Source organism: Vibrio cidicii (genome assembly GCF_009665415.1).
GTDB classification, from domain to species: domain Bacteria; phylum Pseudomonadota; class Gammaproteobacteria; order Enterobacterales; family Vibrionaceae; genus Vibrio; species Vibrio cidicii.
This window is the reverse complement of the sequence record NZ_CP035921.1, coordinates 1,191,479-1,213,997: the sequence shown is the minus strand read 5'-3', so window position 1 is coordinate 1,213,997 and position 22,519 is coordinate 1,191,479. Positions and strand designations below refer to the sequence as shown.

At 50.0% G+C, this 22,519-nt stretch carries 25 protein-coding genes; 7 read left to right on the top strand and 18 right to left on the bottom strand.

What is annotated here, in order from left to right:
• Nucleotides 1-79: 79 nt before the first annotated feature.
• From mltC to mutY, 3 genes are all read right to left on the bottom strand, one after another.
• A complete protein-coding gene (gene mltC / locus EWA64_RS06505) occupies nucleotides 80-1,210 on the bottom strand; it encodes a membrane-bound lytic murein transglycosylase MltC (protein ID WP_061893186.1) in 1,131 nt (376 codons plus the stop codon).
• A 77-nt stretch (nucleotides 1,211-1,287) separates the two neighbouring features.
• Nucleotides 1,288-1,560 (bottom strand): oxidative damage protection protein, encoded by a 273-nt coding sequence (locus tag EWA64_RS06500; RefSeq protein WP_039430535.1) that lies wholly within the window; start codon nucleotides 1,558-1,560, stop codon nucleotides 1,288-1,290.
• A 21-nt stretch (nucleotides 1,561-1,581) separates the two neighbouring features.
• Nucleotides 1,582-2,634, bottom strand: a complete 1,053-nt coding sequence (mutY, locus tag EWA64_RS06495; RefSeq protein WP_045572498.1) for an A/G-specific adenine glycosylase — start codon at nucleotides 2,632-2,634, stop codon at nucleotides 1,582-1,584.
• A 165-nt stretch (nucleotides 2,635-2,799) separates the two neighbouring features.
• On the opposite strand from mutY, the gene trmB reads away from it, so the two are divergent.
• From trmB to EWA64_RS06480, 3 genes are all read left to right on the top strand, one after another.
• Nucleotides 2,800-3,519: a tRNA (guanosine(46)-N7)-methyltransferase TrmB gene (gene trmB, locus EWA64_RS06490; RefSeq protein WP_061893187.1), complete on the top strand. Its 720-nt coding sequence runs from the start codon at nucleotides 2,800-2,802 to the stop codon at nucleotides 3,517-3,519.
• Nucleotides 3,520-3,630: 111 nt separating this feature from the next.
• Nucleotides 3,631-4,551 carry a glutaminase B gene (gene glsB / locus EWA64_RS06485; protein ID WP_061893188.1) on the top strand — a complete coding sequence of 307 codons (921 nt, stop codon included), beginning with the start codon at nucleotides 3,631-3,633 and terminating at the stop codon, nucleotides 4,549-4,551.
• Between the two features lie 52 nt (nucleotides 4,552-4,603).
• Complete coding sequence (locus EWA64_RS06480) at nucleotides 4,604-5,227, top strand: DNA-3-methyladenine glycosylase family protein (protein ID WP_061893189.1); 624 nt, start codon at nucleotides 4,604-4,606, stop codon at nucleotides 5,225-5,227.
• A gap of 1 nt (nucleotide 5,228) precedes the next feature.
• On the opposite strand, the gene hemW is transcribed toward EWA64_RS06480, so the two are convergent.
• From hemW to EWA64_RS06445, 7 genes are read right to left on the bottom strand one after another with little or no spacing between them, the layout of a single operon-like run.
• Nucleotides 5,229-6,401 (bottom strand): radical SAM family heme chaperone HemW, encoded by a 1,173-nt coding sequence (gene hemW, locus EWA64_RS06475; protein WP_061893190.1) that lies wholly within the window; start codon nucleotides 6,399-6,401, stop codon nucleotides 5,229-5,231.
• 9 nt (nucleotides 6,402-6,410) lie between these two features.
• Nucleotides 6,411-7,013, bottom strand: coding sequence for an XTP/dITP diphosphatase (locus EWA64_RS06470; RefSeq protein ID WP_061893191.1), 603 nt, complete (start codon nucleotides 7,011-7,013; stop codon nucleotides 6,411-6,413).
• A gap of 8 nt (nucleotides 7,014-7,021) precedes the next feature.
• Nucleotides 7,022-7,453 carry a DUF4426 domain-containing protein gene (locus tag EWA64_RS06465; protein ID WP_039430529.1) on the bottom strand — a complete coding sequence of 144 codons (432 nt, stop codon included), beginning with the start codon at nucleotides 7,451-7,453 and terminating at the stop codon, nucleotides 7,022-7,024.
• 45 nt (nucleotides 7,454-7,498) lie between these two features.
• A complete protein-coding gene (gene yggU / locus EWA64_RS06460) occupies nucleotides 7,499-7,789 on the bottom strand; it encodes a DUF167 family protein YggU (protein WP_039430528.1) in 291 nt (96 codons plus the stop codon).
• Nucleotides 7,789-8,346, bottom strand: a complete 558-nt coding sequence (locus EWA64_RS06455) for a YggT family protein (RefSeq protein WP_039430527.1) — start codon at nucleotides 8,344-8,346, stop codon at nucleotides 7,789-7,791. Before EWA64_RS06455 ends, yggU begins: the two co-directional genes overlap by 1 nt.
• Before the next feature lie 43 nt (nucleotides 8,347-8,389).
• Complete coding sequence (proC, locus tag EWA64_RS06450; RefSeq protein WP_061893192.1) at nucleotides 8,390-9,208, bottom strand: pyrroline-5-carboxylate reductase; 819 nt, start codon at nucleotides 9,206-9,208, stop codon at nucleotides 8,390-8,392.
• A gap of 40 nt (nucleotides 9,209-9,248) precedes the next feature.
• Nucleotides 9,249-9,959, bottom strand: a complete 711-nt coding sequence (locus EWA64_RS06445) for a YggS family pyridoxal phosphate-dependent enzyme (protein ID WP_061893193.1) — start codon at nucleotides 9,957-9,959, stop codon at nucleotides 9,249-9,251.
• Between the two features lie 24 nt (nucleotides 9,960-9,983).
• Here EWA64_RS06445 and EWA64_RS06440 point away from each other — a divergent pair, with 24 nt between their 5' ends.
• Together EWA64_RS06440 and EWA64_RS06435 are read left to right on the top strand one after the other, a co-directional pair.
• Entirely contained in the window at nucleotides 9,984-11,021 is a 1,038-nt protein-coding gene (locus tag EWA64_RS06440; RefSeq protein ID WP_039430524.1) for a type IV pilus twitching motility protein PilT, read from the top strand.
• 17 nt (nucleotides 11,022-11,038) lie between these two features.
• Nucleotides 11,039-12,145, top strand: coding sequence for a PilT/PilU family type 4a pilus ATPase (locus tag EWA64_RS06435; RefSeq protein ID WP_039431675.1), 1,107 nt, complete (start codon nucleotides 11,039-11,041; stop codon nucleotides 12,143-12,145).
• Nucleotides 12,146-12,206: 61 nt separating this feature from the next.
• Here the strand turns inward: EWA64_RS06435 and ruvX are convergent, their stop codons facing one another.
• The 4 genes from ruvX to rsmE are packed head-to-tail and all read right to left on the bottom strand — an operon-like array spanning nucleotide 12,207 to nucleotide 14,984.
• Entirely contained in the window at nucleotides 12,207-12,629 is a 423-nt protein-coding gene (gene ruvX, locus EWA64_RS06430; protein WP_039430523.1) for a Holliday junction resolvase RuvX, read from the bottom strand.
• Nucleotides 12,630-12,669: 40 nt separating this feature from the next.
• The gene (locus EWA64_RS06425) at nucleotides 12,670-13,233 is read right to left on the bottom strand and encodes a YqgE/AlgH family protein (RefSeq protein WP_045572510.1); all 564 of its coding nucleotides are present in this window, start codon (nucleotides 13,231-13,233) and stop codon (nucleotides 12,670-12,672) included.
• A 51-nt stretch (nucleotides 13,234-13,284) separates the two neighbouring features.
• On the bottom strand, nucleotides 13,285-14,238 hold the full coding sequence (gene gshB / locus EWA64_RS06420) for a glutathione synthase (protein WP_045572511.1): 954 nt from the start codon (nucleotides 14,236-14,238) through the stop codon (nucleotides 13,285-13,287).
• A gap of 14 nt (nucleotides 14,239-14,252) precedes the next feature.
• Entirely contained in the window at nucleotides 14,253-14,984 is a 732-nt protein-coding gene (gene rsmE / locus EWA64_RS06415) for a 16S rRNA (uracil(1498)-N(3))-methyltransferase (RefSeq protein WP_061893194.1), read from the bottom strand.
• 230 nt (nucleotides 14,985-15,214) lie between these two features.
• Between rsmE and EWA64_RS06410 the strand changes: the two genes are divergently transcribed.
• Complete coding sequence (locus EWA64_RS06410; protein WP_061893195.1) at nucleotides 15,215-16,549, top strand: hypothetical protein; 1,335 nt, start codon at nucleotides 15,215-15,217, stop codon at nucleotides 16,547-16,549.
• Nucleotides 16,550-16,585: 36 nt separating this feature from the next.
• Here the strand turns inward: EWA64_RS06410 and endA are convergent, their stop codons facing one another.
• From endA to metK, 3 genes are all read right to left on the bottom strand, one after another.
• Nucleotides 16,586-17,281 (bottom strand): deoxyribonuclease I, encoded by a 696-nt coding sequence (endA, locus tag EWA64_RS06405; RefSeq protein ID WP_061893196.1) that lies wholly within the window; start codon nucleotides 17,279-17,281, stop codon nucleotides 16,586-16,588.
• 119 nt (nucleotides 17,282-17,400) lie between these two features.
• Nucleotides 17,401-17,901: a SprT family zinc-dependent metalloprotease gene (locus tag EWA64_RS06400; protein ID WP_061893197.1), complete on the bottom strand. Its 501-nt coding sequence runs from the start codon at nucleotides 17,899-17,901 to the stop codon at nucleotides 17,401-17,403.
• A gap of 109 nt (nucleotides 17,902-18,010) precedes the next feature.
• Nucleotides 18,011-19,165: a methionine adenosyltransferase gene (gene metK / locus EWA64_RS06395; protein ID WP_039430517.1), complete on the bottom strand. Its 1,155-nt coding sequence runs from the start codon at nucleotides 19,163-19,165 to the stop codon at nucleotides 18,011-18,013.
• 322 nt (nucleotides 19,166-19,487) lie between these two features.
• Here metK and tkt point away from each other — a divergent pair, with 322 nt between their 5' ends.
• On the top strand, nucleotides 19,488-21,482 hold the full coding sequence (gene tkt / locus EWA64_RS06390) for a transketolase (protein WP_061893198.1): 1,995 nt from the start codon (nucleotides 19,488-19,490) through the stop codon (nucleotides 21,480-21,482).
• A 92-nt stretch (nucleotides 21,483-21,574) separates the two neighbouring features.
• On the opposite strand, the gene EWA64_RS06385 is transcribed toward tkt, so the two are convergent.
• On the bottom strand, nucleotides 21,575-22,468 hold the full coding sequence (locus tag EWA64_RS06385; protein WP_061893199.1) for a LysR family transcriptional regulator: 894 nt from the start codon (nucleotides 22,466-22,468) through the stop codon (nucleotides 21,575-21,577).
• Nucleotides 22,469-22,519: the final 51 nt, after the last annotated feature.

Sequence of the window (22,519 nt, the reverse complement as noted above, 5' to 3'; positions counted from 1 at the left end):
TTCAAGCGTCAACCCCTTTTTCAATAAATCGTTGAAAAAAGTCTGAGTGATGAAACTTTACCCTTGGTCTCTACAAAGATTAGCCCTGATTAAATTCTTTCTTAAACTGAGTTACTTTCTCTAAGTAGCGCCGGGCTTCTGCATTGGGGTGTTTTTTTGTTAAGGCCCAATACACTTGGTTGGGCTGTAAGGCATTGAGATCGCGCATGGCGCGTTTGCGATCGCTGCGGTTAAAGGTGTTGAGCACACCGCCCGTGCCGCCGTTGTAGGCCGAAATCATCGAGTACTCGAGTGATGTCGGGTGGGCGACGTCTTTGAGGTAGCGATTTTTCAGCAGATAGAAGTAAGCCGTGCCTGTGTCGATGTTGTTTTCAGGGTTAAACAGATATTCCGGCGAAGGTTCACCAGAGCGGTTTTTGACTAAATTGAACACATCGCGACCTGCTGTTTTGGGTACCACCTGCATCAGGCCATAGGCATTGGCCCAACTCACCGCATAGGGGTTGAAGCTACTTTCGGTCTTAATGATGGCGTAAATCAGATCTTCATCAATGCCGTACTTTTGCGATGCTTTCCTCACGATATCGGCGTACTGGTAGCTGCGCTTCATGATGTGGTCAGCCACCATGGGAATTTCTACGTAGTAGGCTTTTTTGAAGTCCACGGTGCGGGTTTTAAGCTGGGTAGCAATCAAGTAATCGGCAAAGCGGTTGGCACGCCAAGACCATTGAATGGCTTTTTTGTCTTGATCAACCACTTGGTTGTAGAGAAACGGGCGTCCTTCTAAATGGATCTCTTTGGAGGAAAAGAGATCGACGTTCGCGGGATCATCGGGAGTGAGCAAGGTGGTGATAATGGCATTTTTGAGATGTTTTTCCGGCTCAGTGGGTGAGACGGTTTCAATCAAAATGTTGCCAGTGGTGAAGTTGACGTCGGCTCGGCTGAGGTAGTTGTCGATGTATTTGACGTAGTTGCTCTTACCCGCCATTTTTATCTCTCGGCTGCCCCAACGCTTTTTAATGTTGCCGGAGAAACTATCGATCAGCGCGTCCAGCGCTGCGGTATCTTTTTCAAACTGACCGGGCAGTTGCGCTAAATTATTGGCAAAGCGGTTGGTCGGTTCATAGTTGACATCGTAGATGTTCTCGATGAATTCCCGACTACAACCTGCCAGCAATAGCGTGATCAGTATGTATCCAAGTTTCTTCATGGCGGTTCCATTAAACAAAAAAATGACATCAGTGCGTCGGCAATGATGTCATTGATTGAAGAGCTTGCAAACCCAGTTTATTGACTTGGTGGAGTATAGCCTTCGATATGCACTTCTTTGCCTTCAAACAGGAAGTTCACCATTTCGGTTTCGAGCAGTTTGCGATGTTCTGGATCCATCATATTGAGCTTTTTCTCGTTGATCAGCATGGTTTGTTTATGCTGCCACTGCCCCCAAGCTTCTTTGGAAATGGTATCGAAAATACGTTTACCCAACTCGCCCGGGTAAAGTTGAAAATCTAGGCCTTCAGCCTCTTTGTTTAGACGAGCACAAAAAACAGTGCGGCTCATAGTGACTCCTTAAATAAAGCTTTAACGAAGTTCATGGGGCAGGCTTTCCAGTAGCTGTTTGACCGGAGCCGCCAGACCTATGGTTTCGGGGTGAGCTAAGTTATACCAAAGACCGTTGCCCGCTTCCATTATCACATCGGGTTGCTTTGATAAATCCAACAGAATCGGCGTGATATCGAGGTGATAGTGGCTAAAGGTATGGCGAAACGCGATCAAGGTTTGCTGCGTACGAATGTGCTCGTCACGGATACCACGTTTGGCCAACAAGTCGCTCAGGTCATCCTCTGGTTGTTGCGGGAAACAAAACAGCCCGCCCCAGATTCCGCTTTGCGGTCGCTGCTCTAGCCACACTTGATTGTCGTGATGCAGCATCACAAACCAAGTCTGCTTGGTCGGTTTCTCTTTCTTCGGCTTTTTGCCGGGATAATTGAGTGGGTTGCCTTGCTTTTGAGCGACACACAAATCCGCTACCGGGCACAAGCTGCATTTGGGCTTGCTGCGCGTGCAAATCATCGCGCCCATGTCCATCATCGCTTGATTGTACTTATCGACATCTTGCTGCGGTGTATGCGCTTCGGCGAGCTGCCAAAGTTGATTCTCAACCGCTTTTTGCCCAGACCAACCTTCAACCGCAAAAGCTCTTGAAAGGGTGCGTTTGACATTGCCGTCTAAGATTGCGTGCGGTTGTTTATAAACAGAAGAGAGCACCGCCGCAGCGGTAGAGCGACCAATGCCCGGCAGGGCGTTCATCTGTTCAATATCGGTGGGAAACTCGCCTTGATATTGCTGCGCGACGATTTTGGCCGCTTTGTGCAGGTTGCGCGCCCGCGCGTAGTAACCAAGCCCAGTCCACAGATGCAAGACTTCATCTTGCTCGGCGTTAGCCAGATCGGTCACGGTCGGGAAACGTTGCAAAAAGCGTTGATAATAAGGGATCACGGTCGCAACTTGTGTCTGTTGCAGCATGATCTCCGACAGCCAGACGCTGTAGGCAGTTTTGTTCTGTTGCCAAGGGAGATTTTTTCTTCCGTAGGCGTCGTACCATTTCAAAATGGCATTAGCAAAAGGGGTCACGACTTGCTCTGTGTTCTATTATTTGTAGGCAAAATTGCATCACAGAATAGGGTGAAAGTACAACCGACAAAGTGTGGGGATACTCGTTTTTACGGATAACACTTGCGCCAAAGAAAATTCTTTGGATAATCCCCGCTTTGATTAATCAATGTGCAGGCAGAATCCATGAGTGAAGTGACCACTAACGAATTCAATGAAGACGGTAAGTTGATCCGTAAGATACGCAGTTTTGTTCGTCGCGAAGGCCGTTTAACCAAAGGTCAAGAGAATGCGATGAAAGAGTGCTGGCCGACAATGGGCATCGACTACCAAGCACAACTTCTTGATTGGAAAGAGGTCTTTGGTAACGATAATCCAGTGATTCTTGAAATCGGCTTCGGCATGGGCGCTTCGCTGGTCGAAATGGCGAAAAACTCGCCGGAGAAAAACTTCTTTGGTATCGAAGTGCACAGCCCAGGTGTCGGTGCGTGTCTGTCGGATGCACGCGAAGCGGGCCTGACCAATTTGCGCGTAATGTGCCATGATGCGGTGGAAGTGTTTGAACACATGATCCCCAATGACAGCTTGGCGACGCTGCAACTGTTTTTCCCTGATCCGTGGCATAAAAAGCGTCACCATAAGCGCCGCATCGTGCAGCTTGAGTTCGCTGAAATGGTACGCCAGAAATTGATCCCGAATGAAGGGATTTTCCACATGGCGACAGATTGGGAAAACTACGCAGAGCACATGATTGAAGTGATGAATCAAGCGCCAGGCTTTGCCAATATCGCACAGGACGGTGACTACATTCCGCGTCCAGAAGAGCGTCCTCTAACTAAGTTTGAAGCACGTGGACACCGTTTAGGTCACGGTGTGTGGGACATCAAGTACAAACGTACCAATTAGTGTTTGACTGGTTTTTGTAAAATCCGCACACTGCATAACAAAGAGCCAACATTATCGATGTTGGCTTTTTTGACCCTACAAGAAAAATAACAAGCAGTCAGGTAAAAAGTCATGAAGCCGACAAAAGCGTTGCTCGCTGAAATTCTGGACGAAGTTCGCCCCTTGATTGGGCGTGGCAAGGTTGCCGATTATATTCCCGCACTGGCGAAAGTTCCGGCGGAGAAACTGGGTATGGCGGTGTACACCAATGACGGTGAAATCATCGCGGCCGGTGATGCCGAAGAGAGCTTTTCCATTCAATCGATTTCCAAAGCGCTAAGCTTAACGTTGGCAATGTGTTTGTATCAGCCCGATGAGATTTGGCGTCGAGTGGGCAAAGAGCCTTCGGGGCAGGCGTTTAACTCGCTGATCCAGCTTGAGATGGAGCAGGGAATTCCACGCAATCCGTTTATTAATGCTGGGGCGATTGTGGTGGCGGATTTGCTCGCCAGCCGTTTGTCCGCACCACGCCAGCGCCTACTGGAGTTTGTTCGCCAGCTCTCGGGGGATAACCATATCTGCTACGATAAAATCGTGGCGGCTTCCGAGATGATGCACAGCGATCGTAACGCGGCGATTGCGTATCTGATGCGCTCGTTTGGCAATTTCGACAACGACGTGATTCCTGTGTTGAACAACTATTTTCACGCCTGCGCGCTAAAGATGAGCTGTGTCGATCTGGCGAAAACCTTCAGTTATCTCGCCAACAAAGGCACTTCGGTGCACACAGGTAAGAAAGTGATTACCCCGGTGCAGACCAAGCAGCTCAACGCGCTGCTGGCGACCTGTGGGCTGTACGATGGCGCCGGAGAGTTCGCTTACCGTGTCGGTATGCCGGGCAAATCGGGGGTTGGCGGCGGGATTATTGCCGTGGTGCCGGGCGATATGACCATTGCGGTTTGGTCACCAGAGCTTGATGCGTCGGGTAACTCGCTGGCAGGGACGAAAGCGCTTGAGCTATTTTCACAGCGTATCGGGCGCTCTATTTTTTAATACGGCTATTTTTAACGGAACTATTTTTCACGAGATGGAGGCAGGGAAGCTAATGACAGTCAACCGTGAACAGATCCATCAGCAGTTATTAAGCCAATGTGCGGCGTTCTCTCATCTGAGTCGAGTCCTTACGCTCAATGGCCCGCAAAGCCTTGAGCGCCAAGAGGCGGATAAGTTTTTACCCTATCTGAGCCGCGCGGTGGCGGGGCAGCAGTTGTCTGTCAACGCGGCGAAAACCATCTGGGGGCGTGTCGAAACGCAGTGTCAGCAACATGGTTCGCTGCACGCGGTGCTGGTGGATGAACAGTATGAGGCGCTGCGCACTTGTGGCCTATCTAACGCTAAAGTAAAAACCTTGCTTGGGATTAACCGCGCACTCAACGACGGCACGATTTCTGCGCAAATCTATCACAGCAATGACGCGGACTTTATTACCAAGCAGTTGGTGCAGTTGTGGGGAGTGGGTCAGTGGACGGCGGAAATGGCGTTGATGTTTTTCTTTGCTTTGCCCGATGTGTGGTCGGCTGGCGATGTTGCCCTCGCTCGTGGTCTTAAGCTCTTGGCCGAAAAAGAAGGCGTTGCCGCAGAGAAGATTCTTCAAGCCGCAACGCCTTACCGCACTTATCTTGCCTTACACATTTGGCAAATGCTCGACGCGAATTTGATGGTGGAGTAACTTACTCTTCGTCAGGCATAAACGCTTCGAGCAGGTCATTGAGGAACAGTTTGCCTTTCTCCGTGATCTGCCATTGCGTGGCATCTTCACGCAAGTAGCCCATTTCCAACGCCCATTGAATCGTCGTTGCAATCGCTTCTAATCCTAGCCCTGTGGTGTCGATAAAATCTTGCTTAGGGCAGGCTTCCATTAGACGAAAACGGTTCATAAAGAATTCGAATGGTCTCTCTTGCGCCGTAACCAACTGCTCACTATCAAGATAGGGTTTGACCATATTCTGATATGCCGCTAAGTAGCCACGAGGGTGTTTGATTTTGGTGGTGCGAATGATGCGCCCATCGGCAAAACTCAGTTTACCGTGGGAACCACAACCGATGCCGAGATAGTCGCCAAAGCGCCAGTAGTTGAGGTTGTGACGGCACTGATAACCCGGTTTGCTGTAACCGGAGATTTCGTACTGCACATACCCTGCTGCGGTCAGTTTCTGGTGGCCTTGTTCGAAAATATCCCACAAATCATCATCATCAGGTAACACTGGTGGTTTGTAGTAAAACATGGTGTTCGGCTCGATCGTGAGCTGATACCAAGAGAGATGCGGTGGGTTGAGCTCAATCGCTTTATCGAGATCCGCCAAGGCTTGATCAATACTTTGATCCGGCAAACCGTGCATCAAATCCAAATTGAAACTGTTGAGACCTATTTGGTGAGCAAGCTGCGCGGCAGCGACCGCTTCTTGCTGACCATGGATCCGTCCTAAGCGTTCGAGTTTTTCCGCTTCAAAGCTTTGCACACCGATCGAAATACGCGTCACTCCCGCAGCGCGATAGCCAGCAAAGCGTTTGGCTTCTATCGTACCTGGGTTGGCTTCCATGGTGATTTCTATCTCTGGGGTGAAGGCAATCCGCTGCTCAATGCCTTGCAAAAGCTGCGCTATCCCTTCTGCGGAAATTAAACTGGGTGTGCCACCGCCGATGAAGATTGAGTGCAGCGGGCGCGGTGCATCATTGAGACGATATTTCTCAATGTCGCGATCCAAATCTTCCAACAAGGCAAGAATGTACTGCTGCTCCGGGATCGCTTCTTTTACAGCGTGAGAGTTGAAATCGCAGTACGGGCATTTTTGTACACACCAAGGAATGTGCACATACAAACTGAGAGCAGGGGGCTTTAACATCATGCTGCCTTACGCTAATGGCTGCTGGCTCAGAGTGGCAAACAGCTGTTGCAACGCTTTGCCACGATGTGAAAGCTGCTTTTTCCGCGCAGGTGCAAGTTCAGCCGAGGCGCAGTTCTCCTCCGGTACGAAGAAGATGGGGTCGTACCCAAAGCCGTTTTCACCGTGTGCCTGGGTTAGGATGCGGCCTTCCCATTTGCCGTGGCAGACGATCGGCGTAGGGTCGTTTTCATGGCGCATCAAAACCAATACACAATGGAAACGAGCGGTACGTTGCGCTTCTGGCACACCTTCCATCGCGGTTAATAGCTTTTCTAAGTTCTCTTGATCTGAGGCTTTCTCGCCTGCGTAACGTGCGGAATAGATACCGGGCGCGCCTTGAAGAAAATCGACCTCAAGGCCAGAGTCGTCGGCAATGGCTGGCAAGCCCGTTTCTTTGGCGGCATGACGCGCTTTGATAATGGCATTTTCAATGAAAGTCGTGCCGGTTTCAGCCACTTCAGAGACGTTAAATTCGCTTTGCGCGACCACGTCAAAACCAAAATCGGCCAATAAATCCGCCATCTCGCGCACTTTGCCTTGATTGCCAGTGGCCAATACGATCTTCTTCATGCTTGTTGTTACTCTTCTATATAAAATTTTTGCGTAAAGGTGAGTTTGCCTGCCCCTTTGAGGCCTGCATTGATGTCTAAATCAAACGTCAGTGACTCTTCATGATTCACCGGTAGCTCTGCGATGTAGTAAATCGCCTCGCCTTCACGTATTTCTTTAAACGTTAAGGTGCGGATCTGCCCGAGCAGGTTTTTCGCTTGCCCTTTGACCGTTGCCGTTAGCGCAGGTTTGCCGACTCGGCTTTTATCCAGCACGCTGATATTCACGATGGCGGAATACTCACTGCGTTTCAGCCCATAACTCTTCGCCACTTGCGGCGTTAAGAAGGTTGAGCTCAGCGCCACGTAGTGTACTTCGGTATCTTTGATCTCTTTAAATTGGCCAGCCCAAGTCGGTAGGGCGACCAAGCAAGTCAACAGGGCGGCGATCCATTTTTTCATTGTAAACTTCCTTACACCTTGTAGTGTGTGACAAACAAAAAGCCATCACAAGATGGCTTTCACTTCCTCTGGTATCTGTGTCGGGGCATGGATGCGCACTTGCTTGTGACGGCCAAGCTCGCCTTTTTCAATCTCAACCAGACTTTTGGCGACTTTAAACATCTTGGCCAGTAATTTAGCTAGATGGGCATTCGCTTTGCCATCCACGGGCGGCGCGGTAATGGCGATTTTCAGCTCATCACCATGCAAACCCAGAATTTTATCACGGCTGGCTTTGGGTTGGATGTAGAGCCGCAGCACCACATCTTGCCCCTCTTGCCAAGCAGCTTGGCTCATTATAGTTGATACCAGATAGGGCCGATGAGATCGCCCATCAGGAAATTGGCAAATTGCAGCACAATAAACAGCACCAGCACGCTTAAGTCAAAACCGCCCATAGCCGGTAGGATGCGACGGATCGGTGCCAGCATAGGTTCAGTTAATTGATGGAAAACGTATTCAATCGGGCTGCGGCCTTGACTTACCCAGCTTAGGATCGCGCGAATCAGTAGCACCCAGAAGAGCAGTCCACCTGCGGCTTTGATTAATGATAGTAGGCCGAGGAAGAGAAAATCGGCGCTGAAACTGACGGAGCCGCCTGACGCAACCATCACCAAGGCTACAAATTTCAGCACGCACAGCAGGTAGGCAAACAGCACAGTGGCGAGATCGATACTGCCAATCGATGGGATCACACGGCGCAGCGGGCCGATCACTGGCTGGGTCGCTTTGACGATAAATTGTGAAAATGGGTTATAGAAATCGGCGCGTGCGGCTTGCAGCCAGATCCGTAAGATCACCACCATGATGTAGAGATCGAACAGCGTCGAAATCAGGAAACTCATTGAACTCATAAATGCCCCTTAAAAGGTTATGCTGCCTGAGGCAGCAGGGTAATTAAAACAGTTTTTCCATCTCTTGTGCGCGTTCTACCGCAGCGCGCATCGCTTTGGCGACAATGTCACTGAGCTGGTGATCGTTAAATGTACGGATCGCTTCGGCGGTCGTGCCCCCTTTGGAGGTGACGTTTTCGCGCAAGGTCGAAAGCTCGCTATCCGGATTGTTGACCACCATACTGGCCGCGCCCAGCGCAGATTGCTCCACCAGCAGACGCGCGGTGGCTTTATCAAATCCTTGTGCCATCGCTTCTGCTTGCATCGCTTCCATAAACAAAAAGAAATAGGCTGGCGCGCTGCCTGCTGCAGCAATCACGTTATTGATGGCCGATTCTTGTGCCACCCAGCAAGTTTTTCCGACCGCTTGCATCAGGTTTTGCGCAAATGTTTTGTCTGCATCGCTTAGCGAGTCGGGTGCATACAGTCCGCTCATTCCTAGCCCCAGTTGCGATGGCGTGTTGGGCATTACGCGCACCAGATCTTGCGTGGTGCCAAGCATCTGCTTGAGGCGTTGACAACTGATGCCAGCGGCGATGGAAATTACCAGTTTGCCTTGAAAGTCGAGCGCTTGCAGCGGTTTGCACACCTCTTCCATCATTTGTGGTTTGACGGAAAGGACCACCACATCCGCTTCACGAGCGGCAGCGAGATTATCCGCCGTGGTGCCAATACCAAACTCTTGCTCCAGTGGCAACCTGCGGGTTTCGCTTGGCGCTGTGGCGGTAATGTGTGTTGCAGGGTATCCGTTGCCCACGAGGCCAGAGACAATCGCACGTACCATGTTTCCTGCACCAATAAAGGCAATTTTTTTCTGTTCCATCTCTATCAATTCCGCTTATGTCAGTGTGCTGGCGCGTCTTTTACGCTTTGTTTGCGTAATCCCGTGCACCAAAAATGGCTGTGCCGATGCGAACCATGCTTGAGCCTGCTGCGATTGCCGCGTCCATGTCTCCGCTCATGCCCATCGAAAGGGTATCCACCTGAGGATAATGTTGGCGCAAGCGCTGCTGCAAGGCGGCTAATTGCTTAAAAGCAGCCAGTTGCGCGGCGTAGTCATCGACATTTTCCGGGATGGACATCAACCCTCTTAAAGTGAGGTTGGGTAAGTGCGAAATCAACTCAGCGAGGGCAAATATTTCTGTTTCGCTTGCACCGGATTTTGAGGCTTCGCCGCTGGTGTTAACCTGAATCAGCACTTGCAAAGGCGGCAGATCTGCTGGGCGCTGATCATTCAAACGCTGGGCGATTTTCTCGCGATCCACGGTGTGCACCCAGGCAAAACGCTCCGCCACCAAACGGCTTTTATTAGACTGAATAGGACCAATAAAGTGCCATTCAATGCTTTTGTCTGGATGATGCTTGGCAAAAAAGTCGACCTTCTCGCTCCCTTCTTGCACATAGTTTTCACCAAAAGCGCATTGTCCTGCATGGTACGCTTCGAGAATTGCCTCGACAGGTTTAGTTTTACTTACTGCCAGAAGTTGCACCGACTCTGGAGCTCGTCCACACTTTTGTTCTGAGCGACGGATCTGTGTGGTGATATGTTCAATGTTTTGTTGAATACTAGTCATAGCAAGTTTTTGTAAGGAAAAATAATGGATATCACTGAGTTACTGGATTTTAGTGTAAAGCATAACGCCTCGGATCTACATCTTTCTGCTGGCGTTCCGCCTATGGTACGCATAGATGGCGATGTAAGAAAGCTCGGCGTGCCCGCTTTTAGTCATGCTGATGTTCATCGTCTGGTGTTCGAAATCATGAATGATTCTCAGCGTAGTGAATTTGAGGAAAAACTGGAAGTCGATTTCTCGTTTGAATTACCCAACGTGGGGCGTTTTCGTGTCAATGCTTTTCACCAGTCGCGTGGCTGCTCGGCGGTGTTTCGTACCATTCCAACCAAGATCCCAACCTTAGAAGAGCTGGATGCGCCAGAAATCTTTGAGAAAATTGTGCGCAGTGAAAAAGGGCTGGTATTGGTGACAGGGCCGACAGGCTCAGGTAAATCCACCACATTGGCGGCGATGGTGGATTACATCAACCGCCACTACAACAAGCACATTCTCACCATTGAAGATCCGATTGAGTTTGTTCACCAAAACCAAAAATGTTTGATCAACCAGCGCGAAGTGCACCGTGATACGCACAGTTTTAAAAATGCGCTGCGTAGCGCGCTGCGTGAAGATCCAGACGTGATTTTAGTCGGTGAGTTGCGCGATCAGGAAACCATTAGTCTCGCGCTGACCGCCGCTGAAACGGGCCACTTGGTGTTTGGCACGTTGCACACCAGCAGCGCGGCAAAAACGGTGGACCGGATCATTGATGTGTTCCCCGGCAGTGATAAAGACATGGTGCGCTCTATGCTCTCTGAATCGCTGCGCGCGGTGATCGCCCAGAAGCTGCTCAAGCGGATTGGTGGTGGTCGTGTCGCGTGTCATGAGATCATGATGGCGACGCCTGCGATCCGCAACTTGATCCGTGAAGATAAGGTGGCACAGATGTATTCGATCATTCAGACAGGCGCGGCGCATGGTATGCAAACCATGGAGCAAAACGCACGGCAGTTGCTTGCTCAAGGTAAAGTCGGCAAAGAAGAAGTGGACAGCAAAATCGAAGTCGAAGCGATCAAATTCTAGCGGAGAGCAGCATGAGTATTGAGTTAAACCGAGTGCTGGAAGGGATGCTCTCTCTTAAAGCGTCGGATTTGTATATTACGGTAGGCGCGCCGGTGCTGTTTCGCGTCGATGGCGAGTTGCGCCCGCAAGGCGCTAAGCTCTCAGAAGCCGAGGTCGCGCAGTTTCTCGACGGTGCAATGGATGAAGAGCGGCGCGCCGATTTTCGTAAAACCCGTGAATCAAACTTCGCGATTGTGCGTGACTCTGGCCGTTTTCGCGTCAGTGCGTTTTATCAGCGAGAGCTACCCGGCGCGGTGATTCGCCGCATTGAAACTCATATTCCGACGTTTGAAGAACTCAAGTTGCCCCAAGTGCTGCAAGATTTGTCGATTGCCAAACGCGGTCTTGTGCTGGTGGTGGGAGCGACGGGATCGGGGAAATCCACCACCATGGCGGCGATGACGGGCTATCGCAATAGCCATCGTAGTGGTCACATTCTTACGGTGGAAGACCCGATTGAATTTGTCCACGAGCACAAGCGCTGTATTGTCACTCAGCGGGAAGTGGGGCTCGATACCGAAAGTTACGAAGTGGCGCTGAAAAACTCGCTGCGTCAAGCGCCAGATATGATCCTCATCGGCGAGATCCGCAGCCGAGAGACGATGGAATACGCCATGACCTTTGCCGAAACGGGCCACTTGTGCATGGCCACTCTGCATGCCAACAACGCCAACCAAGCGTTGGAGCGGATCCTGCATTTAGTGCCGAAAGAGCAAAAAGAGCAGTTCCTGTTTGATCTATCCATGAATCTCAAAGGGGTGATAGGTCAGCAGTTACTGCGTGATAAAAACGGCAAAGGCCGTCACGGTGTGTTTGAAGTGTTACTCAACAGTCCAAGGGTGTCGGATTTGATCCGCCGCGGCGAATTGCATGAGTTGAAAGCGACCATGGCGCGCTCCAAAGAAATCGGCATGCAGACCTTTGATCAATCGCTGTATAAGTTGGTGGTGGAAGGTAAGATCAACGAAGAAGATGCGTTGCACAGTGCCGATTCGGCCAACGATCTGCGTTTGATGCTCAAAACCCAGCGCGGCGATCTCAATAACACCGGATCCTTGGCCAATGTGAAGATCGATATGGATTAAGCTCGGACTTTTCTGCAATGAGAGGGAAAGCTGTCCCTCTCTTGCAATTTTCCTCGCCTTGTTAGCCCCACTGCGCTTCAAACCAGCTTTCTAGAATGATCACCGCAGATTGACAATCGACATTGCCCTTACTTAGCGCTTTGTAGCCGCCCATCGAAAACAGTTCGGCGCGTGCTTCGGTGGTGGAAAGGCGCTCATCGTGCAGCTCTACGGGCAAACCGAAACGGCCATGCAGCCGCTGGGCAAATTTCTTCGCCCGAGGCGTGATGGTTTGCAGATCTTTTCCGTGCAGATCAGTCGGCAAGCCGACCACGAGTAACGTGGGCTGCCACTCTTTGATCTGCTTTTCAATCTCGTCCCAATTTGGAATGCCATCGTTGGCTTTGAAGGCCTTTAACGGCGATGCGGTGCCGGTAATTTCTTGGCCAATGGCGCTGCCAATACTCTTGGTGCCAAAATCGAAAGCCATGATGGTACGTGACATAAATAACCTAAGTAACAATAAGTGAGTGAAGGGCCGCGAGTTAAGCGTGCCCTGCCTGATTGGAAAGTTGGATGGCATTAATGCCCAGCATCTGTACCGCTTTTTGCCAACGCTGGGCGATAGGGGTATCGAAAATGATTTCCGGGCTGGCTTCGACGGTTAACCAAGAGTTTTCCGCTAGCTCGCTTTCCAACTGTCCAGCGCTCCAGCCTGAATAGCCTAAAGCGACGAGATAACTGCTCGGTTCCGCTTCCGTGCCGAGTACCGTCAAAATATCTTTGGACGTGGTGACGGCGATGTGATCGGTCATCTGAATGCTTGACTCGTAGTAATCTTTGGGGCGGTGCAGAATAAAACCGCGATCCTCGGAAACTGGGCCGCCGTTGTACACCGGTTTGGTCAGGCTTTGTGTATGCAACTGTGGATGAACTGGCTGCACATCGACCTGTTCCAGCATTTTGCCCACGGTGATGTCGATTGGCGCGTTGATCATCAGCCCCATCGCGCCCTCTTCATTGTGTTCACAAATGTAGATCACGCGGTGCTGGAAATAGGGATCTTTCATCCCCGGCATGGCCACCAGAAAATGATTGGTCAAATTCATACATGACTCCCCTTCAAAGGGGCCATCCGGCCCCAACTGGCTCTTGAGTGCTCAAGCTTTGGCTTCAAGGCGGCGCTCAATCGCATCCATCAATTTACCGCTAATCGAGATATCAAACGCCGCTTCAATCTCGCGAATACAAGTTGGGCTGGTCACGTTGATCTCGGTGAGCTTATCGCCAATCACATCCAAACCAACAAAAATCAGTCCTTTTTCTTTCAGCGTTGGTGCGACGGCTAGTGCAATTTTCTTATCGGTTTCGCTCAGTGGGCGAGCTTCACCACGGCCGCCGGCGGCGAGGTTACCGCGCGTTTCCCCTTTGGCTGGGATGCGCGCTAAACAGTAAGGCATGGGCTCGCCATCTACCACCAGAATACGTTTGTCGCCATTGCTGATGTCTGGCACAAAGGTTTGCGCCATCGCGTAGTTTTGTCCGTGATTGGTCAAGGTTTCGATGATCACCGAGACGTTCGGATCGTTCTCTTTGACTCGGAAAATCGATGCACCACCCATGCCATCAAGCGGTTTAAGGATGATGTCGCCATGCTCTTCACGAAACGCTTTTATCTTTTCTGCTTTGCGCGTCACCATGGTGATTGGCGTCAGCTCTGGGAACCAAGCGGTAAAGAGTTTCTCGTTACAATCACGCAGGCTTTGTGGCTTGTTGACGATTAAGGTGCCTTGTTCTTCTGCGCGCTCTAAAATGTAGGTGGCGTAAATGTATTCTGTGTCAAACGGTGGATCTTTACGCATCAACACCGCATCCAGTTCAGCCAGTTCAATGGTTTGCTCTGACTTAAATTGGTACCAGCCGTTAGGATCTTCTTTTAGCTCGACCACTTTGGTGTCGGCAATCGCCACGCCTTGCTCTAAGTGTAGATCATTCATCTCCATGTAATGGATTTCCCAACCGCGACGTTGTGCTTCCAGCAACATGGCGAAGCTGGAGTCTTTCTTGATGTTAATGGACGAAATAGGGTCCATTACGATGCCGAGTTTGATCATGTGTGTTCTCCGTATTAACCCAAATCGCCGAAACGAACTTGTAGCGCGGTAATAGCAGTTAGTGCTGCGGTTTCAGTACGCAACACGCGTGGACCGAGTAGGGTCTCTTCAAAGTGATAGGTTTGTGTCATGTCGATCTCTTCTGCAGAGAGGCCCCCTTCAGGACCAATCAGCAGGCGCACTTTGTTGACCGGCGCCGGTAGCGTGTTGATTGAATATTTGGCCCGAGGGTGCAGATTAAGCTTTAGGCCGTCGTACTCTTCCGCGCACCAAGCTTCAAGCGACATAATGGGGCGAATCTCCGGGATGATGTTCCGTCCGCATTGCTCACAAGCGCTAATGGCTATTTTCTGCCACTGAGCGAGTTTTTTCTCAAAGCGTTTTTCATCCAATTTAACGCCGCATCGCTCCGAAATCAGTGGCGTAATGGTATTGACCCCAAGTTCAACGGATTTCTGGATGGTGAACTCCATCTTTTCACCGCGCGAGATCACTTGCCCCAAATGGAGATCTAAAGGTGACTCGCTGCTGTTTTCCTCCCGCTGTGTCACTTTGACCAACACCTGCTTTTTGCTCACTTCGGTGATTTCGGCTGGAAATTGTGCGCCACTGCCATCAAACAGCAGCACTTCTTGCCCTTCTTTCATGCGCAAAACGCGGCCGATATGGCCAGCGGCGTCTTCCTGCAAGGCGACAATGTGGTGCAGATGGAGTGTTTCGGGGTGATAAATTCGAGGGATGCGCATTGTGTTTCGAGTTCCTGCAACAGACAGAATGAATTAGAGATTAACATGGATGCTCAGAGGAGAAAAAACAAGTCAGTATGGTAATTTAAGCGCAAGGTCGTAATTTTCCGCCAAAGTGATTGTTATTCATTGATTTTGTGAATATTTTGTATGCCGCTTTGCGGTGGCGAACGTATTCAAGCTGGCAAAGTTGAAACAAATTAATAAGTACAATAATCATGGATAGTGTTATGAAAAAGACCAAACTGGCAGTGGCTTGTGCTCTGCTGATGACTTTAGCTGGCTGTAATGGCGGCTCTTCTTCATCTGATGGCCCAAGTGGCCCCGGTTCACCAAACATCAAAGGTGACCCATCATTGAGTAAAATCTATGCCTATCAAGCCTCTGAATTGTCAGACGCTGCGCTGGAGTGTGCCAAGATCTACAAGCAGCGACGCTCTTGCTCGTTAGAAAAAATTCGCCCAATCGGTGCTGATAGGCAGCAAAATGTCACCATTGAGGATATTCGTTCCCGTTTATTGGTTTCTCATGCCTGGATGGCGGAAAGCTTTATTGACGCGCTACGTGAAATCAACGATCAGGACCTGCTGAATATGTTTAAGCCACTGAACACTATAGTGCTCAGTTATGATATTCGCCCGTCATTTTATCATCCATCGACCGCTTCTATGTATATTGATGCCGCCTACCTGTGGCGCAATGCGAGCGATTGGAGCACGATTTACCAGCAAGAAGATTATCGTCAGGCATTTTCAAAACAGTTCAGCTATGACAGCGCCACTCGCTATTTGGATAGCGAATTATTTGACTATGTCACCTACTCAAATGATTACGATGCTACGCGCAATGGGGAGCGTAAAACGGAACAAATTGCACCGGGTCTATTCCGTTTGTTGTCTCATGAACTGGCGCACGCGAACGATCTGCTACCGCCAAATGACTTGTTGCAATTGGCCGATAGCGGCACTATTTACAGCGAGATTGAATCCGCTGATCATGTGGCTAAGCAGTTGACCAGCAGTCAGCCCCTTACCTCTGCATTGTTATTGGAAGCGGCACAAGTCTCATTTCATGGTGAAGCCATGACCAATAGAGTTCGTCAGTCTACAGGGCAGCAGGCTGGTGGCGAATTTGAACGTGATGGCGCGGCGGCATTTTACAGCTACTCTACGCCACAAGAGGATGTCGCTATGCTGTTTGAAAGCTACATGATGTACAAAAAGTACAAGGTGTACTCAGAAGTGGCGTTCTTGTCGGTTCCACAAACGACGTATTATAGCTGTAACGATTGGAAAGTGTTGTGGGGACAGCGCAATCGTCTCGCCGATGCTAATGTGCGTGATCGTGCCGTGTTGGTCGCACAACGCATTTTGAATGTGAGTGAAAATGACATTCGCGCCAATATGCCTAGCAGCACAATGCGTCCAAAGACAATGCCGCTAGGGAAAGGGTGGTGTGAAATTGTTGGTCGTTCTTACGATGAGTCCGGCGAAATGCGTTATGCCCCACCGCAAGAGCGTAAAGAACGCTTTGGTTATCTTGAGGATATCGGCGCGAAAGAGTAAGTATGATGAAATCCCAGTGGCGACACTGGGATTTTTCTATCGCGTTTGACACGCTTCCTTCACATAAGAGTTGTGGTTGCCCTGAACTTTGGCAATTCGCTCATCGCGTATGCATTCCCACTCCGATACGGGATAAGTTTTATTCCATGCTTGCATCAACTGAGTCTGCTGTTTCGACAGTTGGAAGCCGTACTCTCGGCTCATGTAGAGGTAAGTGCGAGCAATCGATCCCCGCGCGCGATCCGGCGGCATCACTTTACGCGCTTTGAAATTGACCTGCATTTCACAGCGGCCATAGGTCTCACCATCCACGCCATTCCACTGGCTAAAGTTAAAGTTTGAGCGATCGCCGTTGACTTCGCCAACTGCTGGCGTGAGGTTATGCAGATCCGCTTCCATCGAGCGAAACTGAACATCATGTCTGCTGCAATTTTTGCGTCCACCGTTTTGCCAACATTGTCGCTGGTGGCCGAACTGCCAAGCGGGCACCACATGTTCCCACTCAATACGACTGGCACGATTTTGTTGCTTACGCACTTGATAACCACAAGATTGCAAATCTGGAATGCCTTTCTTTCCTTGCCATTGAATCTCGCAGCCACAGTAAAAACTGACCGGATAATCTTGGTAAATTTGTAGCGCCTCTTTCTTCGCCGCAGAGAAGTTGGCCGGGGGCGCAGCCAGTACATGCAAGCTGCTGAGAGCCGCCAGTAGTGAAAATAGGTATTTCATCTAAAAAGTCTTAGAAAAGTATGACTTTTTAGATTGTAGCACTCAGTTTTGCCGCGAAGTAGTGAGCGAATTGTTAAAGCTGAGTCAAAACTGCACTGAGGGCGAGCTTAGACAGGCCGCTAACTGAGTTGTAATCCGGTAAACTGCAAAGGCTGACGGCACTTTGTGCAGCAATAACTGGCTTGATGACGTTGCACTTTGTTGTGGCGGCGAATTGACAGTGGGTACTCGGCGCAGGCGCAGCGATATTGAAAGGTTTTCCCTTGGACCGAATGGATATTAAAGCAATGCGTCGTTCTTGCTGGTAGATTGAAGAGACCTTTCATCATCGCTTGCCACTCTTTGCCATGAGGCTTAACGCGCCCGAACACCTGATAGGTGATGAGGTGGGCGACTTCATGCGGAATCACCTCTTGCAAAAACGCGCGAGGATTTTCGTTGAATAAGACGGGATTGAGGCGTATCTCATTCAGTTGCAAGTAAGCTTTACCTGCCGTTTTGCCTCGAACGTTAAAACTGAGTTTGGGCAGAGGGAAAGTGCGCTGAAAGCGTTGTTCGGCTAAGGCGATACAGTGGGCGAGGACTTGCGAGGATTGTTCGGCTAGTTCGTGGTGCAACATGGGCTCTTCTTCAAACGGCGAAATTTGTTTTCTTACGCATAATCAATTTATACGCATAATAAAAAGCCCCTGCATTGTAGCAGAGGCTTTCTGTTCGAGAAGAGGCTGATTATTTGATGCCAGCAAACTCACGCAGTAGTGCTGCTTTGTCGGTTGCTTCCCAAGGGAACTCTTCGCGACCGAAGTGACCATATGCAGCGGTCTTCTTGTAGATTGGCTGAAGCAGATTCAGCATCTCTTGCAGACCGTATGGACGTAGGTCGAAGAACTGGCGAACGGCTTCAATGATGATGTCGTGCGACACTTTCTCGGTACCGAACGTTTCAACCATGATAGAGGTTGGATCGGCCACACCGATTGCATAAGAAAGTTGGATTTCACAACGATCTGCCATGCCCGCTGCGACGATGTTTTTCGCTACGTAACGCGCTGCGTAAGCGGCAGAACGGTCTACTTTCGATGGATCTTTACCAGAGAAAGCACCACCACCGTGACGCGCTGCGCCGCCGTAGGTATCCACGATGATCTTACGACCCGTCAGACCGCAGTCACCCATTGGACCACCGATAACGAAACGGCCGGTTGGGTTGATGAAGTACTTGGTTTCTTTGTTTAGCCATTCTGAAGGAAGAACAGGCTTGATGATCTCTTCCATCACTGCTTCGCGCAGATCTGGTGTCGAGATAGAATCACAGTGCTGAGTAGACAGGACAACCGCATCAATACCAACAATTTTGCCTTGATCGTATTGGAAAGTAACCTGTGATTTTGCATCGGGGCGCAACCATGGCAGTGTGCCATCTTTACGTACTTTCGCTTGACGTTCCATCAAACGGTGCGCGTAGGTAATTGGTGCTGGCATCAGTACTTCGGTTTCGTTACATGCGTAACCGAACATAATGCCTTGGTCGCCCGCACCTTGCTCTTTAGGGTCGGCTTTATCAACGCCTTGGTTGATGTCAGGAGACTGTTTGCCGATGGTGTTGAGAACAGCACAAGAGTTGGCGTCGAAGCCCATGTCTGAGTGAACGTAGCCGATTTCGCGAACGGTTTCGCGCGTCAGTTCTTCGATATCAACCCAGGCAGAAGTGGTAATTTCACCACCGACCATGACCATGCCGGTTTTTACGTAAGTTTCACATGCAACACGTGCTTTCGGGTCTTGCTCAAGAATCGCATCAAGAACCGCATCAGAAATCTGGTCTGCAATTTTGTCTGGATGGCCTTCTGATACTGACTCAGAAGTGAACAGGTGCTTTGCCATGAGAGCTCCACTTTTGATTAATTTTCGCAGCTGAATACTTGCTCTCAGCTCCGGGAATGAAATACGATTTGTAGGTGTTTCTACATCTAGACGTCCATTCTAGTTTTGAATACTCGAATTACAAGTGATTTTTTAGTATGAACCAAAAGTAATCGTTTGCCTTGCTGGTGCGAAGAATTTGCTCTATTTCACTTTCAGTGAAGTAGAGCATGGTTTGTTCTGGGTTTTTCTCGGGTAAATCGTTTGCAGAGCAGAGATTGCTTTGCGAAAATAGCCAGCGCAATTTTTCTTATTACATCGCTTAATGCACTCAGGAGCAGACATGCCATCTCGTAAACATCTCGCTAATGCAATCCGCGCACTCAGCATGGACGGCGTACAAAAAGCAAACTCAGGCCACCCAGGGGCACCTATGGGTATGGCGGACATCGCTGAAGTTCTTTGGCGCGGCCACCTAAACCACAACCCATCAAACCCAGAGTGGGCTGACCGCGACCGTTTCGTGCTGTCTAACGGCCACGGCTCTATGCTGATTTACTCGCTACTGCACCTTAGCGGTTACGAGCTTTCTATCGATGATCTGAAAAACTTCCGTCAATTGCATTCTAAGACTCCGGGCCACCCAGAATACGGCTACGCGCCGGGTATCGAAACAACGACGGGCCCTCTAGGTCAAGGCATCACCAACGCGGTTGGTATGGCAATGGCTGAGAAAGCGCTCGCAGCGCAGTTCAACAAAGAAGGCCACGACATCGTTGACCACTTCACTTACGTGTTCATGGGTGATGGCTGTCTGATGGAAGGTATCTCGCACGAGGCATGTTCTCTAGCGGGTACGCTAGGCCTTGGTAAACTGATTGCATTCTGGGATGACAACGGCATCTCTATCGACGGTCACGTGGAGGGTTGGTTCTCTGACGATACGCCTAAGCGTTTTGAAGCATACGGCTGGCACGTTATCCCAGCAGTGGATGGTCACAATGCGGAAGCGATCAACGCAGCAATTATCGCTGCGAAAGCGGATCCTCGCCCAACGCTTATCTGTACTAAAACTATCATCGGTTTTGGTTCACCAAACAAATCGGGTTCACACGACTGTCACGGTGCACCACTAGGTGCGGAAGAAATTGCCGCAGCACGTGAGTTCCTAGGTTGGGAACACCCTGCATTTGAAATCCCTGCTGATGTATACGCAGAGTGGGATGCAAAAGCAGCTGGCGCTGAAAAAGAAGCCGCTTGGAACGCGAAGTTCGAAGCATACGCAGCCGAGTACCCTGAGCTTGCCGCAGAGTTCAAACGCCGCGTAAACGGTGAACTTCCTGCAGAGTGGGAAGAGAAAGCAAACCAAATCATTGCCGATCTTCAAGCCAACCCAGCAAACATTGCTTCACGTAAAGCATCGCAAAACGCGCTCGAAGCGTTTGGTAAAATGCTGCCAGAATTCATGGGCGGCTCTGCCGACCTAGCGCCTTCTAACCTCACCATGTGGTCGGGTTCTAAGTCGCTAGAAGCAAACGACTTCTCGGGTAACTACATCCACTACGGTGTGCGTGAATTTGGTATGACAGCGATCATGAACGGTATCGCGCTGCACGGCGGTTTTGTTCCTTACGGCGCAACCTTCCTGATGTTCATGGAATACGCACGTAACGCAATGCGTATGGCCGCTCTGATGAAAGTGCAAAACATCCAAGTGTACACGCACGACTCTATCGGCTTGGGTGAAGATGGCCCAACTCACCAACCGGTTGAGCAAATCGCGTCTCTGCGTCTAACGCCAAACATGAGCACATGGCGTCCATGTGACCAAGTGGAATCGGCGGTCGCATGGAAACTGGCGATTGAACGTAAAGATGGCCCATCAGCGCTGATTTTCTCTCGTCAAAACCTAGCGCAGCAATCACGCAGCGCTGAGCAAGTGGCAGACATCGCCAAAGGTGGTTACATCCTAAAAGACAGCGATGGCAAGCCAGAGCTGATCCTAATCGCGACAGGTTCTGAAGTTGAGCTAGCAGTGAAAGCCGCTGAACAACTAACCGCAGAAGGTAAGAAAGTACGCGTAGTGTCCATGCCATCAACCGATGCATTCGACAAGCAAGACGCGGCTTACCGTGAAGCAGTACTACCATCAGACGTAACAGCACGCATCGCTATCGAAGCGGGCATCGCAGATTTCTGGTACAAGTACGTTGGTTTCGACGGTCGTATCATCGGCATGACGACTTTCGGTGAATCAGCACCTGCTGACCAGTTGTTCGAAATGTTCGGTTTCACGGTAGAAAACGTGGTGAACACAGCGAAAGAATTGCTAGCGTAATTACTGGACCGTCTAAACAGTCGAACGTAAGCGACAACTGTTAAACGCTAAAGTTAGAAAGGCCATCATTGCGATGGCCTTTTTACTTTTTGTCAGTTTTTCCAACCTTGTGGAATGCTTTGGTTAATATAGTCTAAAAGTACGGATAAGCGCCTTGGTAGCCTTCCTGCGGGCGTGTAACAGTTGATGGAAATAGGCTCCGAAAGCCAACCTTCCAAGCAAGGTGTAATTCGACCTGGGTGATGCTTCTCATAGACGCTTGCGGTCCAAGTCGGCAACAATCCAATACCATGACCATTCGCGATACTGTCGATCTGCATCGCGATGTTGTCGCAGTATAAGCGACTAGCAAATGGCTCTAAGAAGAAGTCACCGTGTTGAGGGTGTGTGAGCATTAATCCGTTTTCTTGTACCGAGCCAAAATCTATCCAAGGATGTGCTTCAAGTTCTTTGGGGTGGAGGAGCGAACCGTGTTGTTCTAGATAAGCTGGAGAGGCAAAAGGTGTATAACGAAAAGAGCCTAACACCTCTTTGCGCCAATCGAGGTCTTTGCGTTCACCGAGCCAGATGAACAAGTCAGGGTCATGGTGCGCTTCAGAAAAGTCACTAATGAGTTGAACCCTAACGTCAGGATTATCGGCAAGAAAGCGGTTGAGTATGCCACCTAGCCAACTTCTCACTAATGCTGTGTGACAAATAATATGTAGTGGTCCTGAAACTTGGTTCGTTAAATCTTGCAACGCCTCATAACTTTCTTCACTTAGATCAAGAATCTGACGACTGTAGTTGGCAAAAATTTCTCCCGCTCTTGTCAGTACTAATCGGTTACCTTGTCTTGCGGTCAGTGCCTGACCGAAATCTTCTTCCAGTTGTGCTAAGCGACGACTCAGTGTTGATTTAGGTTGGTTAAGAGCCTTTGCAGCAGCTGTTAAACTTTTATGCTGATTGAGCGCATCAAAGGCTCGAATTGATGATAAATCGTGCATATTTCACCTGCTCCTTACTGCGTTATGTACGGATTCCACAAATGGGAAAGG